Origin of the sequence: Porphyromonas pasteri, assembly GCF_014647755.1 — a bacterium.
GTDB classification, from domain to species: Bacteria; Bacteroidota; Bacteroidia; order Bacteroidales; family Porphyromonadaceae; genus Porphyromonas; species Porphyromonas pasteri.
Genome location: NZ_BMPU01000001.1, coordinates 380,871 through 400,204, shown reverse-complemented (window position 1 = coordinate 400,204; position 19,334 = coordinate 380,871). Strand labels below are relative to the sequence as shown.

Sequence of the window (19,334 nt, the reverse complement as noted above, 5' to 3'; positions counted from 1 at the left end):
ATGAGTACTGGTCAGCGTGCCAACCAGTACTGCTCGCTTTGGTGACCAGTACTGGTTCGTTTTCCCTCCCTATATAGGCCTTATCTCCAGACAAATATGGAGCATCTATTCTACAAGCCCAAAGGATTCACGATAAAGCACACCCCTCTTGGTATGCTGAAACAAAAGGAGCCCCCTTCACCACACGGGCAAAGGGGGCTCTTCTTACCTGGGCTCAAGCTATCTCAGAGTTATATACTGGATATCTCCAGCCTTGAAGGTAAAGAGAATATCCTTGAAGCTCGGGAGACCATAGTCAGCAGGTGCATTATTGCTGAAGCCATACTTCTCAGAGGGGATATAGCCATTGAAGTCGAGGGTCTTATTCCCATTGACGTCTTGGAAAAGACTGATACCATAGGAGCCCTCGGGGAGGTCAATGAGGACTGTCTTAGTGAGAGAGTCAACCTTTGCCATAGCTGTCTTGTAGGGGCTCTGGGGATAGCTCTCCGCTGAACTGTAGATGGCGATGAGTAGCTCTCCCTTGGGTTCGATAATTCCGTCGACAGTGAGCGTCAGAGGATGAGTGGGAGGTGTCTTCTTCTCCGCTGTGCCTTGAGCCTTGAGTGAAGGCGAGAGGAGCCCCAGCGCAAGAGTTAGGAGGGGCAGAAGGTGTCTAAGGTGTCGCATAATCATAAGAGAATTAAAGTGAGGTGGATAGAGTGATCATTAAGGAGTCTTCTTCTGCTTCCCCGAGAGGGTGACGAAGCAGCCGATGTAGAAGAAGCGAGAGGAGGGTGGCGAGATACGCACGCCCTCTGTGGGGGTCAGCGGGTCGGGCTCGATCCCCCAGTAGTTCGTCTTCCCAAGGGCATTAGTACAGCCTAAGTGGAGAAGCACCTTCTGGGAGGCAATGTAGCTCCAAGAGAGGTCCAGCCGAGAGCGCATAGGGAGCTGGATGGGGGTGAGGTCATAGCTATAGCCCTTCGCCCCTGCGTCTATGTAGTAGCTGCAGCCCAGGAGACTCTTCAGCACCCCCGACCAGTACTTAGCCGTGAGGCGGAAGGTATGGGGACTCACATAGCTGGGGGCAAGTGGGCGGAGGTAGCGATCATAGCTCAGCCGAGCTTGGGTATAGGAGTAAGAAGTCGAATAATCGATACTTCCGAGGTTTCCCTTATGGAAGAGCGTAAGCCCGTAGGTCTCCCCTCCCCCTTGGTCGTCGAAGTGCTTGGGGTAGCCCACCGACAGACTGCGGGTGAGATGCTGGTAGCTCTTGTAGAAGAGGGAGAGCTGCAGGAGAGGTGTCTTGTCGCCATAGCTGTAGGAGAGCTGGGAGATCTCCGATCGTCTGCTCTTGAGCGCTGGCATAAAGCGGAGGATCTCCTTCTCGGGAAGCTGGGTGTAGCGCCCCCACGAAGCGGAGAAGACGTGTTTGCCAAGTCTGTAGCCTGCATAGAGGCGAGGGGAGAGACTCCATACACTGAGGACGCTCGCATACTCACCGCGAAGCCCTGCGCTGAGGCTTAGGCCACGGTGGAGGTAGCTAACCTCAAGGAAGGACACGGGTAGATGATTGGAGAAGTTCAGCTGGTAGCGATCTCCTGTGAGTTCGTAGGTCTCACGATAGTCCCTCCAGCTGTAGTCAAGTCCGCCGAGGATGGAGAAGGGTTCACCGCTGTACTTCAGGGCAAGACGGGCTTCGGCATAGAGATCATGATCAAGAACTTGGTCCTGTGGCGATACTAGGGATGAGCCCGAGAAGTCGGAGTACTGAGTATGAGCGCCTACCTCCAGCTGGCACGCTGTGCCTAGGCTACGCACATAGGTAAGACGACCATAATGGCGATCCTCCCGAAGGCGGCTATGGAACGTAGGTAGCGAAGCATTAGGTCTGTAGCCTAAGCCCATTCCCGTATAGCTCAGCTGAGCCTTGAGCGTCGCTTGAGGCAGGTCATGCCAGAGGGAAGCCGTGAGGGAAGGACTATAGAAGCTACGAGTATAAGGGTAGGCACTCGGCATGACCCGATCATAGAGGGAGAGGTCGGTGTAGCTAGCTGAGAGCTCCAGCTTTGTAGCGGAGGACGGCGCACCCAGTCCCCATGTGAAGCTAGGGCCTATACTACTCAGACTTACGAAACTCCCAGGCTTGACATCCTTCGTATCCCGAGAGAGGATCTGGATCACCCCTGAGAGAGCTTGCCCCATCGAAGCAGAGTAGCCCCCCGAGAGGAGGTTTATCTCCTTGCATTCGCTTGGTGAGAGGATGCTTCGTACCGATGAATTCTTGGAGCTGATGCTGTAGGGATTAGGTAGACGCAAGCCATCGATATAGACTTGGCTCTCATGGGGAGCACCGCCCTGCAGGCTGAGCCGCCCATCGGTGTCGGAGCTCTGAGCATCGGGATCCTCCATCAGTCCACCTAGGATATCACCGAGGGCTCGTGGCGTCATGAGTATATCCAAGGTCGTGAAGCGGGAGGTAAGTGGAGCATAGCCCGAGATCGGCAGAAGCCTTCGGCGGGAGATGGTGACTCCCTCGATCGACCGCTGCGCCTCAAAGAGGATGATCCGATAGATCTGAGATGAAGGGCGAAGGAGCATCACCTTCGACTGATAGCCTTCGGCGAGGAAGACCAGCGAGACTCGCTCTACACTATCGGGGAAGCTGAGCTGAAATTCTCCACCCTTCCCCGTCTCGGTGAGCAGTAGCCCTGTCGCTTGATCAAGGATCTGCACCTTTGCGATCGGATTATCCGAGCTATTCAGGACTCTCCCTTGGAGTTCATGCGCCTCCTGTGCTTGCAGAGGCACACTGCAGACGAGAAGGAAGAGGATACTTAGGATGACGCTTCTATACATGTCTTGCTGGTATTAAGAAGCTACAGGCTGGATGACTACCTCAGCTTGATACTCATCTCAGTGTCTTCGCTAAGAGTGAAGGAAGCAGGCTTGTAGCGGGGAGGCCCCATCTTAGGTCGCGCATCACGGCTGAAGCCACAGGGTTCAGTCGGCAGACGGAAGAAGTTGCGATCCACCTTCCCATTGCTATTCAGATCCTGATAGATGACGACAGCATAGGTACCAGACTCCAGCTCGAGGATAACACGCTTCGTCAAGGCATCGGCAGGAGTGGTCAGCGTCTTGACAGGCTTCTTGAGGTAGTCCTCCGCAGAGTCATATACGGAGATAAGGAGGTTGCCTTTCTTCTCCTTCATACCCACGACATCGAGCGTCAAGCGATAGGACTGAGCGCAGAGTGCCGTGACCGAGAAGAAGATTGTAAAGAGCAGCGCGGTATAAGTTCGGTTCATAGAGGATGCTTTAAGGAGAAGTCAGCCCTCATAAAATCAAAATGATAGAGAGCTTATCACATATCCAAAGGTAAAGAAAAAACCACTGCACATAACCTCCTTCTCTAAAGGTAGCGGAGTGACGCTATAGAGGTCAGATATTCAGCAATAGTTCGTTCGCGCTCAGAGGAGTAGTTGCTCCGTATACAAACCAATAAGGTATCGCACGCCCAGCTCCCCGATATGCCTCTCCGAAGTGATACACAAGCCTTTCGCCTTATCGCGAATATTCCTCTTAGCCAGCCAAGGAAAAAGTGCTATTCTCGTGAAGGAAAAAGTGCCTTCACGTAGTGGTTTTTCTCTATCTACGCACGTAGTCTTAAAGACCAGGCACGTAAATCCAAATATCCACGTACATAGATATTAGAGCCACGCACGTAGCCCAAACTTTTCTCCCAATCGTCCACAACTTTTATCCCTATGCGGAGAAACAACCTAACATAGGTCACTTCAAAAAGCTATATAGAAATCAGTCTAAAGCTATATAGCTTTCTTCACCATCCTATATAGCTCTCCCCACGCACCCATATAGGTCACAGAGCGGACCTATAAAGGCTCATACTATCCTCTTAAGAAAGACGGCAAGGCTTCTGAACACACTTCATTATAAAGCATTCGTTTGCACATGATTACCTCATCCCTCTAAGATATTCGTTTATCAAGCCTACCTGAGCCTCCGTTAGTATTCTTTTAGCACTCACAAAGAGAGAATGTAGACAGGATGTCTATGACCTCCCCACCCCCATCAATCGAGGATAAGATCCCACTGAGGGGAGTGCAATGGAGATATCTTCCTCTATACACACCAGCCTTAGCTGCCACTTGGATTTTGAATAAGGAGAAGCATTATCCATCAGCAAACACTTAATTAATGCTACCTTTGTACCTCTATAAAGCGGGGATCTACGGGCGCACCTCTCGCGACTATCCCCGCCACTTATCACAAATATATCTACCGCTTATGTCGATCATACAGTCCCTGCAGCAGGCGACGGCTGAAGCTGTGCAGGCTCTATACGGGCAGATGCCTACGCCCGAGCAACTCCAATTCCAAAAGACCCGCAGTGAATTTGAGGGTCAGTGGACCTTAGTAGCCTTCCCTCTCCTCAAGATTTCCCGCAAGAACCCCGAAGCTACGGCACAAGAAATCGGTGCCTATCTCCAGGAGCATTGCAGCCTCGTTGAGGGCATTCAGATCGTCAAGGGCTTCCTCAATCTAAGCATCGCACCTGCAGCCTGGGTCGAGGACTTCAATGCGATCCGCAGTGATAAGACCTTTGGACATAAGCAAGCTACGGCAGATGCCCCCTTCGTCATGGTCGAGTATTCCTCGCCCAACACGAATAAGCCTCTACACCTCGGGCACGTGCGTAACAACCTCCTCGGGTATAGCATCGCACGTATCCTCGAAGCATCAGGCAACCGCGTCTTCAAGACCAACATCGTCAACGACCGCGGGATCCACATCTGTAAGTCTATGCTCGCTTGGCAGCGCTGGGGTAATGGTGCGACACCCGAGAGCACGGGGAAGAAGGGCGACCACCTGATCGGCGACTTCTACGTCCTCTTTGACAAGCACTACAAGGCCGAGCTTACGGCTCTCATGAACGAAGGCAAGACCAAGGAAGAAGCTGAAGCAGCTTCTCCTCTGATGGCTGACGCTCGCGCTATGCTCCGCCGCTGGGAGGATGGTGATGAAGAGATCCGCAGCCTCTGGAGCACGATGAACTCCTGGGTCTATGCTGGCTTTGACGAGACCTACAAGCGCATGGGCGTTAGCTTCGACGAGATTTACTATGAGTCGGAGACCTACCTCCTCGGTAAGGAAGAAGTCTTGCGTGGGCTGAAGGAAGGCAAGTTCGTCCAGGACCCTGACGGCTCCGTTTGGGCTGACTTCACAGACGAAGGCCTTGACCGCAAGATCCTCCTTCGCTCTGATGGTACTTCGGTATACATCACGCAGGATATCGGTACGGCGAAGATGCGCTTCGACAAGCACCCCATTGATAAGATGGTCTATGTCGTAGGCAATGAACAGGAGTATCACTTCAAGGTACTCTCCCTCCTACTTGATCGCCTGGGCTATGCCTTCGGTAAGGGGCTCGTGCACTTCAGCTATGGTATGGTCGAGCTCCCCGACGGCAAGATGAAGAGCCGTGAAGGTACGGTCGTTGATGCCGATGACCTCATGGACGAGATGGTCGCTACGGCCCGTGCCATCGCCGAAGAGCAGGGTAAGGGCAAGGATATGCCTGCAGAAGAAGCTGCCGAAGTCGCTCGCCGTGTAGGTCTGGGCTCGCTGAAGTACTTCATCCTCAAGGTTGACCCTCGCAAGAACATGACCTTCAACCCCAAGGAAAGTATTGACTTCAACGGGAACACAGGCTCCTTTATCCAGTACACCTACGCTCGTATTCGCAGCCTCCTTCGTAAAGCAGAGGAGCTGGGTATCGCTCTCCCCGCGACCTTCGCTGGGCTTACCATCTCCACCAAGGAGCAGGAACTCATCGCTAAGGTCGCTGAATATGCAGACATCGTAGAGGAAGCAGCTCGCACCTATAGCCCTGCTGTCATCGCGAACTACGTCTACGACCTCGTGAAGGAGTATAATCAGTTCTATCACGAGTTCTCCATCCTCAAGGAGGAGAACGAAGAGCTGCGTGCCTTCCGCCTTGCACTCTCCGAGGTCGTCGCTCGCACGATCGCCGCTGGCTTCTCCCTCCTGGGTATCGAGATGCCCGAGCGTATGTAGCCCCATATCCACATCTAAGGGTCTCATCATTGATGGAGGCTATCTTGCCATAGCAGGGTAGCCTCCACTCGTATAGGTTTATTTCGTACCTTTCGGCAAACGAAGTTTTTATCACACTCCGCAGCAGAGTAACGTATGTTTAGTCCCGCCCAAGAGCAACAGATTTACCGTACCAGCCGCTACCTTCTCGGCCTCCTCCAGCCTCGTCTGGACAGAGCATGCCGCCTGCAGGTACGGACGTGGCTGGCCGAGGCCCTCGAGCAGGGAGCCTTTGTCTCAGAGGCTGAGGAGATACACACCATCCCCAACTTCATCGTACAGCTGGAGGTCGCCTGCCTCATCCACCGAGAGCTCGGACTCAATGTCCATTCGATCCTCGCTGTACTCCTATATATACCCTTCTCCACTGGGCGCATCTCACCCAATGAGATCAAGAGCTTCTGCGGCGAAGAGGTACTGCGCTTATTGCAGCTACTCGCCCGCACCTCCGAGCTCTATATGCGCAAGGAGGCCATTAGCTCGGAGAACTTCCACAACCTGCTGATCTCGATGGCAGAGGATATGCGCGTGGTGCTCATCATCATCGCCTACCGCCTCTACCTCCTACGTCATGCCTCGATGATTCGTCGTGCTGAGGATCGCAAGGAGCTGGCATCCGAAGTGTCCTTCCTCTATGCCCCCATCGCCCATCGCCTCGGACTGTACAAGATCAAGGGCGAGATGGAGGACCTCTGCCTCATGTATCTGCAGCCCAAGATCTACGGCTTCATCACCCGCAAGCTACGTGAGACGAAGGATGCACGTGATGCCTATATCGCCGAATTCATCCGCGTCGTACAGGAGACCTTGCTAAGAGACCTCCAGGATGTACCCTTTGAGATGAAGGGACGCGTGAAGAGCGTCAGCTCGATCAGCAACAAGCTAAAGAAGCTCCCCTTCGAGGATATCTATGATGTCTTCGCTATCCGCATCATCGTGGACGTCCCACCCGAGCGCGAGCGCCAGGTATGCTGGCAGATCTACTCGATCGTCACCGACATGTATCGCCCCAACCCCGAGCGACTCAAGGACTGGATCTCCATCCCCAAGAGTAATGGGTATGAGAGTCTGCATACGACCGTACTCGGACCGGAGAACCGCTGGGTAGAGGTACAGATACGCTCCAAGCGCATGGATGCCATCGCCGAGCAAGGCGTCGCTGCCCACTGGCGCTACAAGGGCATCCGCAGTGAAGGCGGTCTGGATGACTTCCTCGCCTCCGTACGCGAAGCACTGGAGACCGTACGTGACGATGCTACGGGTGAAGAGGAGAAGCGCCAAACCCTGGAGTCTTCCCTCCTTACACTCAAGGCACAGGAGATCTATGTCTTCACCCCCAAGGGTGAGATCATGAAACTCCCCCAAGGTGCTACCCTACTTGACTTCGCCTTCACCATCCATAGCCGAGTAGGAGCTCGTGCGATATCTGGAAAGGTCAACGGGAAGAACGTCTCACTGCGTCATCAGCTCAAGAATGGAGATAACGTAGAGATCCTCACCTCTCCGCAGCAGTCACCCAAGCCCGGGTGGCTCTCCATCGTCGTAAGCCCCAAGGCAAAAGCCAAGATCCGCCAGCTCCTCCGTGCTGAGGAAGAAGCAGGTATCGGTGTCGCCAAGGAGATGATCCAGCGTCGCATCAAGAACCGCAAGCTCCCCTTCGATGAAGCTGCCTTCATACGCATCACCCTGCGTAAAGGCTACAAGACGCTCTCCGACTTCTACCGCGACCTGACGCACAGCAAGATCGATGTACAGGAGTTTCTCAACCTCTATGAGCAGGAGCTGGCTGCAGTCTCGCTCATCGAAGCTCAGCCCTCCATTGGCTCCGCTCGCTCTGCCGAAGACTTCACCTACCAAGAGAGTGAGAGCGAATCCAATCAGATCAACACCTCCGAGGTACTGATACTCGACAGAGGGCTCACAGGAGTTGCTTATAGCCTAGCCCAGTGCTGCCGCCCCCTCTATGGAGACGAGGTCTTCGGGCTTGTGACGACCCGCGGCATCAAGGTGCACCGCATGAACTGCCCCAATGCACCCGATATGTTTGCCCACTCTCCGCACAAGATCATCTGTGCTAAGTGGAATGGTGAAAGCGGTAGCTCGCAGGTCGCCTCCATCGAAGTCGTCGGACGAGACGAACTCTCCATCGCCACCAACATCACATCTCTCATTCGTAAGGAATCGGGAGTCAAGCTCCGCAGCTACTCGATCCAGTCGAAGGACGGCCTCTTCCACGGCTCCTTTGTACTCTATGTTGAGCGTCGCGAAGCCCTGACCGTCCTCATCAAGAAGATACGCAGTGCCTCCGGTGTCAAGCATGCCGAGCTCTCCTCCCGCCTATAATAATCACCCCCAACACTTATCATCACTATGAATATCACAGAACGTGAACTCAAGTACCTCGGGCTGCTCTCCAAGCAATACCCCAGTGCAGCTTCTGCCGCCGCTGAGATCATCAACCTAAGTGCTATCCTCAACCTACCTAAGGGTACCGAGCACTTCCTCGCCGACATCCACGGCGAATATGAAGCCTTCATCCACGTACTGAAGAACGCTTCGGGTACGATTCGCATCAAGGTAGAGAACCTCTTCCTCGGACAAATCCGTGAGCAGGAGCTCCGTCAGCTCTGCACGCTCATCTACTACCCGAAGGAAAGTCTTGAGCGACTCAGCCAGCAGCATCACCTCCGTAAGGATTGGTACAAGGTCACGCTCAATCAGCTCATCAAGGTCCTGCAGTGCGTCAGCGAGAAGTACACGCGCTCCAAGGTCCGCAAGGCTCTTCCCGCACAGTACAGCTACATCACTCAGGAACTCACCCACGAGGACAGCATGAACCCCAAGAAGTCAGCTTACGTGGGAGCTATCCTTGATACGATCATTGATACGGGGCAGGCCGACGACTTCATCATCGCGATCTGCGAGACGATCCAGCGTCTGGCCATCGACCGCCTGCATATCGTCGGGGACGTCTTCGACCGAGGTCCTGGTGCCCAGTTCATCATGGACAAGCTCCTGACCTACCACAACGTCGACATCCAGTGGGGTAACCACGATATGCTCTGGATGGGAGCTGCTGTAGGGAACACCGCCAGCATGGCCAACGCTATACGTATCGCCCTGCGCTATGCCAACCTCTCTACGCTGGAGAATGGCTACGGGATCAACATGCTTCCTCTGGCGCGCTTCGCTATGGAGGTCTATGGTAAAGATACTTGTACCCCCTTCACACCCAAGCTCGGCGATGCAGACGAGACCTACGATGAGAAGAGCATTCTCCTCATGGGGCAGATGCACAAGGCGATCGCTATCATACAGTTCAAGCTCGAGCATCAGATCATAGCGCGTCACCCCGAGTATGGGATGGAGGATCGTGACCTTCTGCACCGCATCAACCAAGCAGAAGGGACGATTACCCTCCCCAATGGCGAGACCTATCCCCTCAAGGATACCTTCTTCCCCACCATTGACCCCAATGACCCCTACAAGCTCACCGAGGCTGAGGCTGATGTCGTAGCCAAGCTCCTGCACTCCTTCCGTCACAGCGAGAAGCTTCTCCGCCACATCAACTTCCTCTTCAAGAAGGGGAGTATGTACCTTACGTGCAACCACAACCTCCTCTTCCACGCCTCCGTCCCCCTCAATGAGGACCGCACCTTCCGTAAGGTCAAGATTCGTGGTCGCGCCTTCTCTGGTCGTGCCCTCCTCGACCGCATCGATGAGTTCGTACGCCAGTCACACTGGTCATCGGCCGATCACCCCGAGCACAAGGAGGCAGTCGACTATATGTGGTACCTATGGTGTGGCCCCGACTCACCTCTCTTTGACAAGTCTGCGATGACGACCTTCGAGCGCTACTTCATCGCAGACAAGGCTACGCACCACGAAGAGAAGGGCTACTACTATGTCTACCGTACTGAGGAGCAGGTCTGTGATATGATCCTCGAAGAGTTCGACCTAAAGAGCACCGAGTCTCACATCATCAATGGTCACGTCCCCGTCCGTGAGGTCAAGGGCGAGCATCCCGTACAGGCTGGTGGTAAGATTATGCTCATCGATGGCGGCTTCAGCCGAGCTTACCAGTCCAGCACGGGTATCGCAGGCTATACCTTGATCTTCAATTCACAGGGCCTTCATCTGGTCAAGCACGAGCCCTTCAGCTCAACCCGCGAAGCCATTGAGCACATGGAGGACATCTCCAGCACCTCTGTTGTCAAGGCCTACTCCACAGACCGCATACTTGTCCGAGACACTGACCAAGGCCTCATCCTTGAGGATCAGATCGAAGAGCTCAAGAAGCTCCTCCATGCCTACCGTCATGGCCTGATCAAGGAGCGCGAGTAAAATCCAGCCCCACTATCATTATCCCAAGAAACTCCCCCGATAGATCCAGTGATCTATCGGGGGAGTTCTTTTTCGTTAGGTGGTAGTCGTGCAAAGGCTTTGAGAAGTATAAAACGAACCAGTACTGGTCACCAAGCGAAGCAGTACTGGTCAGAACGCGAACCAGTACAAGTAGAAGGCATGTACCAGTACTGGTCGGAATGTGGACCAGTACTGGTCACAAAAGCAGGCTCCCCAGCGAGAGGCTCTAAAACCTACTTTTCAAACTAAGACACAACACATTGCGGTGACGGTATTAGCATTTAGGATAGAGCAACCTATCCTGCGAAAAAGAGTGTCTTGAGAGTTGGGAGAGCAAAGCGTGGAGCCGTGACTCCGAGCGCCTTGCACAATAAAGCGAGATAATCCGTAACTTTGGGGATATACAGAATACTCAAATATCAAATCTACCATCACTATGGACTTGATCCAAGACATTATCAGCAGGGCTAAGGCTAATCCTCAACACATTGTCTTCCCTGAAGGAACCGAAGAAAGAACACTCAAGGCTGCTGACCGCCTCCTCGCAGAAGGTGTTGTCCGCCTAACCCTCATCGGGGATCCCAGCGCCATCCGTTCGCACGCCCAAGAATTGGGCCTGCACAACATCGATAAGGCAAACCTCCTCGATCCTAAGAACCACGAAAAGAAGCAGGCCTACATCGACCTTCTGCTGGATCTCCGCCGCAAGAAGGGACTTACCGAAGAGCAGGCTGCTGTCCTCGTCGAAGATCCACTCTACCTCGGCTGTCTGATGATCAAGGCTGGGGATGCTGATGGTGAACTCGCAGGGGCTATCAATGCTACTGGCGACGTGCTCCGTCCAGCTCTACAGATCGTCAAGACGACCCCAGGCATCAGCTGTGTCAGCGGTATCTTTATGATGTTCCTCCCCAACAACACCTATGGCGAAAACGGCCTTCTGCTCTTTGCTGACTGCGCCGTCATGCCCAATCCTACCGCTGAAGAGCTTGCTCAGATCGCTGTATCCTCAGCTGAGTCTGCTCGCGCTATCGCTAACGTAGAGCCTCGCATCGCTATGCTCAGCTTCTCAACGAAGGGTAGCGCTAAGCATGAGCTGGTAGACAAGGTCGTCGAAGCGACACGTATCGCCAAGGAGATGGCCCCCGAACTCCAGCTGGATGGCGAGCTCCAGCTTGATGCTGCTCTCGTCTCGAAGGTGGCTTCGCTCAAGGCTCCAGACAGCCCCGTTGCAGGTAAGGCTAACGTACTCATCTTCCCCACCCTCGAAGCTGGGAACATTGGCTACAAACTCGTCCAGCGCCTCGCTGGTGCCGAAGCTGTCGGTCCTGTCCTTCAGGGGATGGCTGCCCCAGTCAACGACCTCAGTCGTGGGGCTTCGGTAGACGACATCTATAAGATGGCAGCTATCACAGCCAACCAGTCCATCGCTCTCAAGGCGAAGAAGGGATAAGCTCACACCTTACCATATAATACAACACCTTATGAAAATCCTGGTCCTCAACTGTGGCAGCTCCTCCCTGAAGTTCGCCCTCATCGAGCTCCCCAACTACAAGGTCTTGACCTCGGGGAACGAAGAGCGCGTAGGGATCAACGACTCCTTTATCACCTTCCGTAACCCCGAAGGAAAGAAGATCGAGCGCCACCTTGACATTCCTAACCACACACGCGGCGTAGAGATTATCCTCGACATTCTCAAAGAAGAGCACTTCGTAGAGTCCTTCGATGAGATCGACGCCATCGGTCACCGCCTCGTACACGGTGCAGAGCGCTTTGCTCAGAGCGTACGTATCACCCCAGAGGTAGTAGATATGCTCCATGAGTGCGCACAGCTTGCTCCGCTTCACAACCCAGCCAACATCCTCGGTATCGAAGCTGTGACGAAGGTACTCCCAAATACGCCTCAGGTAGGGGTATTTGACACGGCCTTCCACCAGACGATGCCCGAGCATGCCTATATGTATGGGCTCCCCTACGAATTCTATGACAAGTACCGCATCCGTCGCTACGGCTTCCACGGCACGAGTCACGACTATGTCAGTGCCAAGGGTGCTGAGATCGCAGGGCTGGATCGCGCGTCATGCAAGATCGTCACGGCTCACATCGGTAGTGGAGCTTCTATGGCAGCCGTCCTCAATGGGAAGAGCATCGATACCTCAATGGGCTTGACCCCCAGCGAAGGCCTTATGATGGGTACTCGTGCTGGTGACATCGACAGCGGTGTCATCGAGTACTTGATGAATAAAAAGGACTACGATCCAGAGTTCCTCGCCCCCTTCCTCAAGAAGGCTACCCCAGGTAAGACCCACCTTGATCTGGAAGACCTGACCTTCCTGCTGACGAAGAAGAGCGGTGTCGCTGGTATCAGCACGAAGGGCTCAGACATGCGTGACGTCGCAAAGGCCGCAGAAGAAGGCTCTAAGCGTGACCTCCTGGCTCTCTCTATGCATGCCTACCGCATCAAGAAGTATGTAGGAGCTTATGCCGCTGCTTTGGGTGGTATCGACCTCCTCGTCTTCACCGCTGGTGTCGGTGAGAACCGTGCTGCTCTACGTACGGAAGTCTGCCAAGGGCTGGAGTTCCTCGGTATTAAGCTTGATGAGTCCATCAACGAAGTCACCTATGGTGGCAAGAGCCAGGTCATCAGTGCAGCAGACAGCCGAGTCAAGGTCGTCGTCGTCGCTACCGACGAAGAGTACATGATCGCTCGCGATACCTACGATATCCTCAATAAGTAGAGTACACCCTTCGTCGGGTGCTTTACCGCACCCGATCACATACATAATGAGGCCAAGATCTCGAGGAGCTATGCTCTGACTGAGATCTTGGCCTCACTTGTTCTGTATAGATAGGCTCTTTCCCTCCTCTTCATCTTTGCTTATCTTTGCTCTAACATTTTATCACTTATAGCGAGGTAACACTGTACAAGATCACCCGATACAATGACCAAGCAAGAGCTAATCAAGGAGCGGCGTAGTCAGGACTGGCGCACAGAGCTACGCAAAGCCCATCCCAATAAAGAGCGTATCGCCTACGAGCGTACGAAGATGTCCGAGCTCCCTATAGCGGAGCGTATCACCTCATTCCATGAAGAAGTAAGCCTCGGCTACACACGCGAAGAAGCGATGGCTGAGGCTCGCCGTTGCTTAGACTGCCCCAATCCTGGCTGTGTCGAGGGTTGCCCTGTCGGTATTCATATCCCCTCCTTCATCAAGCTCATCGAGAAAGGTGAGATGCTTGAGGCCGTTGGTATCATCCGTGAGACCAGCTCACTCCCCGCAGTCTGTGGTCGTGTCTGTCCACAGGAGAAGCAGTGCGAGAGCCAGTGTATCTACACCCTCAGCCTCAAGAAAGAAGCTGTCTCCATCGGCAACCTGGAGCGCTATGTCGCCGACTACGAGCGCATCCATCGAGATCACTCTATAAAGCCCAAGCACTCAGATAAGCCCAAGCTGGGACGTATCGCTGTCGTTGGTAGCGGCCCAGCTGGTCTATCTTTCGCTACCGACATGGCCAAGTGGGGCTATGATGTGACCGTCTACGAGGCCGAGAGCCAGCTCGGGGGCGTCCTGCGCTACGGGATCCCAGAGTTCTGCTTGCCCAATAGTATCATTGAGGATGAGCTGGACAAGATGCGCGACCTCGGTGTCACCTTCCAGACGGATACGATCGTAGGGAAGACTATTACCTATGAGGATCTCAAGACCCAAGGAATGGATGGCATCTTCATCGCAACTGGCGTCGGTGTCGCCAACTACATGGGTATCCCAGGTGAAGACCTCAAGGGGGTCTATACCGCCAGCGAGTATCTGGCTAAGTACAATCTCATGTCCCCCGAGGAGCTTGCCGAAGCACTCCCCTCCCTACGGGGGAAGCGTGTGGCTGTCATCGGCGGTGGGAATACCGCTATTGATGCCGTACGTACTGCCATTCGTCTCGATGCCAAGCAGGCTACCATCGTCTATCGTCGCAGCGAAGAAGAGATGCCAGCCCGTGCAGAAGAGATCAAACATGCACGCGAGGAAGGTACAGAGTTCTTCAACCTACACAATCCCGTGGAGTATCTTGGGGATGAGTCAGGCCACGTCACTGCGATGCGCCTGGAGCGTATGGAGCTGGGAGCACCGGACGAGAGTGGCCGACGTCGTCCTGTCGCCACTGGGGAGATCATCACAGCCCCCGTCGATGAGGTCATCATCTGTATCGGCTACTCCGCAAGTACCTTAGTCACGAAGTCAATGCCTGAGCTGGAAGTCAACAAGTGGGGCAATATCGTCGTAGACGAGGGAAAGAAGACCTCGATGCCCGATGTCTATGCAGGTGGTGATATCGTCCGCGGTGCCGCCACGGTCATCCTCGCCATGGGAGACGGTCGCCGAGCAGCTACGGCAATGCACCAGAAGCTCTCTGGTCGTATCGAGGAGGGAGCGCTTGTATAGAGCGCCTTTCCACGGTTCATCGTACTGATTATTTATCTAACTTTGCAGCGCCTCAGCGAGGAGTCGCTGAGCGCATTCGGGATGTAGCACAGTTGGTAGCGCGCCACGTTCGGGACGTGGAGGTCGGAAGTTCGAGTCTTCTCATCCCGACCAAGAAGATCAAGATAAAGGCAGTGGTCCGTAGTGACTACTGCCTTTATTGTTTCCTCTCTATTGGCTTCCTCAGCCTCTTGACGGTAAGGATTCAGGTGCTTTCGTAGGATACTCGTAAAAACAGTATTGGTCGCGAGGTGAATCTATATTGGTCAGCGTCGTGACCAATATAGGTCGTCATGGCGACCACTATAGGTTCACCCAACGAGCAATATAGGTTCACACCACTCCCCTATACATATACATATACATATAGAGATCATCACCTCAATAAAGAGGCTGGCTAAGGGAGTTGTCTTATCTTTGTAGCGTCAATTCTCACGACAGCTAACACTCATCATATACAGACTATGTTTTCAGGTATCGTAGAAGCTTGCGGCGAGGTCGTCGCTCTCCGACGCGAAGGCGAAAACCTTCATCTCACACTCTCCTGCCCTTTCGCCAGCGAACTTAAGATCGACCAAAGCGTCGCTCACAACGGGGTATGCCTCACAGTCGTGGCTCATGATGAGCACACCTACACCGTGACTGCCATCCAAGAGACACTGGACCGCTCTAACCTCGGTAAGCTCTCTGTCGGAGACCTTGTGAACCTTGAGCGAAGCATGCTCCTCGGAGGTCGCCTTGATGGGCACATCGTCCAGGGCCACGTCGATATGACCGCCATCTGCACCTCTGTCGAAGAAGCTGATGGCAGCTGGCTCTATCGCTTCGAGCACCAGACGGATGCAGAGCTTGCTCGCAAGGGCTATATCACGGTCGAGAAGGGCTCAATAACGGTCAATGGCGTGAGCCTCACCGTGTGCAACTCGGAGAAGACCTCCTTCGGCGTCGCTATCATCCCCTACACCCACGAGCACACGAACTTCAAGCACATACAGGTCGGCACGGTGGTGAACTTAGAGTTCGACATCGTCGGGAAGTACCTCTGCAAGATGAACGAATACGCTCTATAAGCTCTCAATAGCTCCCCCGAGCGAGCTACACTCTATCCCATAAGCACCCTCATCCTCTATCCTCCTTGGGTAGAAGATGAGGGCGCTTCCTTTTACACTGCACCATATTATTTATGAAAGACACCCTGTATCTCTCCAAAACCCAGCAATCACAGCATCTACCACAAGCCCGCATTTAATAAAAGAGCAATCAACGCAGCACCCACATTTAAGAAATTCGGTTATACCGCTGGGATTATCCATAATAATCAATACATTTGCCTATGGATTAGCATAACCAACGCATAACACTTGCTAACAATGAGAGACAACAAAAGAGTCTATACCTTCGGGAACGGCCTCGCCGAAGGTGCTGCAGACATGAGAAACCTCCTCGGAGGCAAAGGCGCCAACCTCGCCGAAATGAATCGTATCGGGGTACCAGTACCTCCTGGCTTCACGATCACGACCGAGACCTGTAATGAGTATTTCGCCCGTGGAAAGGACACACTTATCTCCCTTCTCTCAGACGAAGTGATGCGCGCAGTGCATCATATCGAAGGCCTTATGGGAGCGACCTTTGGCGATCCCTCTAACCCACTCCTTGTATCTGTCCGCTCTGGTGCTCGCGCCTCTATGCCAGGTATGATGGATACCATCCTCAACCTTGGGCTCAATGACACCGTCGTCGAAGGCCTTGCAAAGAAGACAGGCAATCCTCGCTTCGCCTACGATAGCTACCGCCGCTTCGTCCAGATGTATGGTGATGTCGTCCTCGGTATGAAGCCCGAAACGAAGGAGGATATCGCCCCCTTCGAAGAAATCATTGACCGTGTCAAAGCACAGCGTGGTGTCCGCCTGGACAATGAGCTGAATGTCGACGAACTCAAGAGCCTGGTCGTACTCTTCAAGCAAGAGATCAAGCGCCGCACAGGTAAGGACTTCCCCACTGATCCTATGGAGCAGCTCTGGGGTGCTATCTGCGCCGTCTTCGATAGTTGGATGAACGAGCGCGCTATCCTCTATCGTAAGATGGAAGGTATCCCTGCTGAATGGGGGACAGCTGTCAATGTACAAGCTATGGTATTCGGCAACATGGGCGACACCTCTGCTACGGGTGTTTGCTTTAGCCGAAATGCTGGTACGGGTGAAAATGTCTTCAACGGCGAATACCTCGTCAACGCTCAGGGCGAAGACGTAGTAGCTGGGATCCGCACTCCTCAGCAGATCACGAAGGCTGGCTCTCTCGACTGGGCACACCAGCAGGGCATCAGCGAAGAGGTGCGTGCCAGCCTCTACCCATCGATGGAAGAAGCCATGCCCGAGATCTATGCCGAGCTCGATATGCTACAGCAGCGCCTCGAAGCCCACTACAAGGACATGCAGGACATGGAGTTCACCGTACAGGATGGCAAGCTGTGGTTCCTGCAGACTCGTAATGGGAAGCGCACGGGTACCGCAATGGTTAAGATCGCTATGGATCTCCTTCGCGACGGAGTCATTGATGAGAAGACTGCCCTCCTACGCTGTGAGCCCCACAAGCTCGATGAGCTCCTCCACCCCGTATTTGATCCCGTCGCCAAGAGCCAAGCTAAGGTCCTCACACACGGACTTCCCGCTTCGCCCGGTGCAGCTTCGGGTCAGATCGTATTCTTCGCTGATGATGCTACTCGCTGGCATGACGATGGTCGCCGTGTCATCATGGTTCGTATCGAGACTTCTCCCGAAGACCTCGCAGGGATGTCAGCCGCCGAAGGGATCCTTACCGCACGTGGCGGGATGACTTCGCATGCTGCCGTCGTAGCCCGTGGTATGGGTAAGTGCTGCGTATCTGGTGCAGGCGCCATCAACATTGACTACAAGCACCGCACGGTAGAGATCGACGGCGTCGTACTCAAGGAAGGCGACTACCTCTCACTCAATGGTAGCACCGGCGAAGTCTATCAGGGTCTGGTCAAGACACAGCCCGCAGAGCTCACAGGTGACTTTGCCGAGCTGATGACCCTCTGTGAAAAGTACACGAAGCTCGTCGTCCGCACGAATGCAGATACTCCACACGATGCCGCTATTGCCCGAAGCTTCGGCGCCGTTGGTATTGGTCTTTGCCGCACAGAGCACATGTTCTTCGAGAATGAGAAGATCAAGGCCATGCGCGAAATGATCCTGGCTGACACGAAGGAAGGTCGTGAAAAGGCCTTGGCTAAGCTCCTCCCCTACCAGAAGCAAGACTTCTACGGCATCCTCAAGTCAATGGATGGTTGTCCTGTGAACGTGCGTCTCCTCGACCCACCACTTCATGAGTTCGTCCCCCACGATTTGGCTGGTCAGCAGATCATGGCCGATGAGATGGGTATCTCGGTACAAGAGATCCAGCGCCGCGTCAATTCGCTGAGCGAACACAACCCCATGCTCGGCCATCGTGGCTGTCGTCTCGGCAACACCTACCCTGAGATCACGGTGATGCAGACGCGTGCTATCCTCTCAGCCGCTATTCAGCTCAAGAAGGAAGGCTATGACCCACAGCCCGAGATCATGATCCCTCTGATCGGGATCGTCAATGAATTCGATGAGCAGGAGAAGGTCATCCGCGACACGGCTCTTCAGCTCTTCGCGGAAGAAGGAGTTGAACTCCACTTCCGCGTCGGTACGATGATCGAGATTCCTCGTGCAGCGCTCACGGCAGACCAGATCGCTCGCCACGCCGAGTACTTCAGCTTCGGGACCAATGACCTCACGCAGATGACCTTCGGCTATAGCCGCGACGACATCGCCAGCTTCCTGCCCGTCTACCTCGATAAGAAGATCCTGAGCGTAGACCCCTTCCAGGAGCTCGACCAAGAAGGTGTGGGCCAGCTCATCCGTATGGCTGTCGAACGCGGACGCAGCACACGCCCCGACCTGCCCTGCGGTATCTGCGGCGAACACGGTGGCGATCCTCACTCGGTGAAGTTCTGTCATCACATCGGCCTCAGCTACGTCAGCTGCTCGCCCTTCCGTGTCCCCATCGCCCGTCTCTCCGCAGCCCAAGCCGCCATCGAATAGGCTTCTGCCGCGCATTCACTGCACTTTACACCAAGGGCTCTCCCTCCTCCGAAAGGAAAGGGAGAGCCCTTTCTGCGTCTTCTCCCCTATCTTGATCCGGGCTCGGAGGAAGTCCCCGCGAAAAAGGGATATACCATCCAGCAGAAGGGTATATACCCTTGGGGCGAATAGTATATACCTTTCGAGCAAAAGGTATATACCTTACGACGACGAGGAATACTCCTCAGGGCAGAAAGGTATATTCCTCACGAAAGAAAGGTATATTCCTCACGGCAGA

At 54.1% G+C, this 19,334-nt stretch carries 11 protein-coding genes and 1 tRNA gene; 9 read left to right on the top strand and 3 right to left on the bottom strand.

What is annotated here, in order from left to right:
- Window positions 1-219: 219 nt before the first annotated feature.
- The 3 genes from IEX77_RS01605 to IEX77_RS01595 are packed head-to-tail and all read right to left on the bottom strand — an operon-like array spanning window position 220 to window position 3,293.
- Window positions 220-669 carry a DUF2141 domain-containing protein gene (locus IEX77_RS01605; protein WP_188807408.1) on the bottom strand — a complete coding sequence of 150 codons (450 nt, stop codon included), beginning with the start codon at window positions 667-669 and terminating at the stop codon, window positions 220-222.
- A gap of 39 nt (window positions 670-708) precedes the next feature.
- Window positions 709-2,841: a TonB-dependent receptor gene (locus IEX77_RS01600; RefSeq protein ID WP_188807407.1), complete on the bottom strand. Its 2,133-nt coding sequence runs from the start codon at window positions 2,839-2,841 to the stop codon at window positions 709-711.
- Window positions 2,842-2,876: 35 nt separating this feature from the next.
- Entirely contained in the window at window positions 2,877-3,293 is a 417-nt protein-coding gene (locus tag IEX77_RS01595; RefSeq protein ID WP_188807406.1) for a DUF2141 domain-containing protein, read from the bottom strand.
- 1,000 nt (window positions 3,294-4,293) lie between these two features.
- Here IEX77_RS01595 and argS point away from each other — a divergent pair.
- The 9 genes from argS to ppdK all read left to right on the top strand — a co-directional run bounded on the left by argS (window position 4,294) and on the right by ppdK (window position 19,057).
- A complete protein-coding gene (gene argS, locus IEX77_RS01590) occupies window positions 4,294-6,084 on the top strand; it encodes an arginine--tRNA ligase (protein ID WP_188807405.1) in 1,791 nt (596 codons plus the stop codon).
- Window positions 6,085-6,219: 135 nt separating this feature from the next.
- Complete coding sequence (locus tag IEX77_RS01585) at window positions 6,220-8,466, top strand: RelA/SpoT family protein (RefSeq protein WP_188807404.1); 2,247 nt, start codon at window positions 6,220-6,222, stop codon at window positions 8,464-8,466.
- Window positions 8,467-8,493: 27 nt separating this feature from the next.
- Complete coding sequence (locus IEX77_RS01580) at window positions 8,494-10,467, top strand: fructose-1,6-bisphosphatase (protein ID WP_229770767.1); 1,974 nt, start codon at window positions 8,494-8,496, stop codon at window positions 10,465-10,467.
- A 457-nt stretch (window positions 10,468-10,924) separates the two neighbouring features.
- A complete protein-coding gene (pta, locus tag IEX77_RS01575; protein ID WP_009433101.1) occupies window positions 10,925-11,941 on the top strand; it encodes a phosphate acetyltransferase in 1,017 nt (338 codons plus the stop codon).
- 31 nt (window positions 11,942-11,972) lie between these two features.
- On the top strand, window positions 11,973-13,226 hold the full coding sequence (locus IEX77_RS01570; RefSeq protein ID WP_188807403.1) for an acetate/propionate family kinase: 1,254 nt from the start codon (window positions 11,973-11,975) through the stop codon (window positions 13,224-13,226).
- 204 nt (window positions 13,227-13,430) lie between these two features.
- Window positions 13,431-14,927 (top strand): NADPH-dependent glutamate synthase, encoded by a 1,497-nt coding sequence (gene gltA, locus IEX77_RS01565; protein WP_188807402.1) that lies wholly within the window; start codon window positions 13,431-13,433, stop codon window positions 14,925-14,927.
- A gap of 77 nt (window positions 14,928-15,004) precedes the next feature.
- Window positions 15,005-15,080: transfer RNA gene (locus tag IEX77_RS01560), tRNA-Pro, on the top strand.
- 350 nt (window positions 15,081-15,430) lie between these two features.
- Entirely contained in the window at window positions 15,431-16,036 is a 606-nt protein-coding gene (locus IEX77_RS01555; RefSeq protein WP_009433081.1) for a riboflavin synthase, read from the top strand.
- 300 nt (window positions 16,037-16,336) lie between these two features.
- Entirely contained in the window at window positions 16,337-19,057 is a 2,721-nt protein-coding gene (gene ppdK, locus IEX77_RS01550) for a pyruvate, phosphate dikinase (RefSeq protein ID WP_188807401.1), read from the top strand.
- Window positions 19,058-19,334 lie beyond the last annotated feature (277 nt).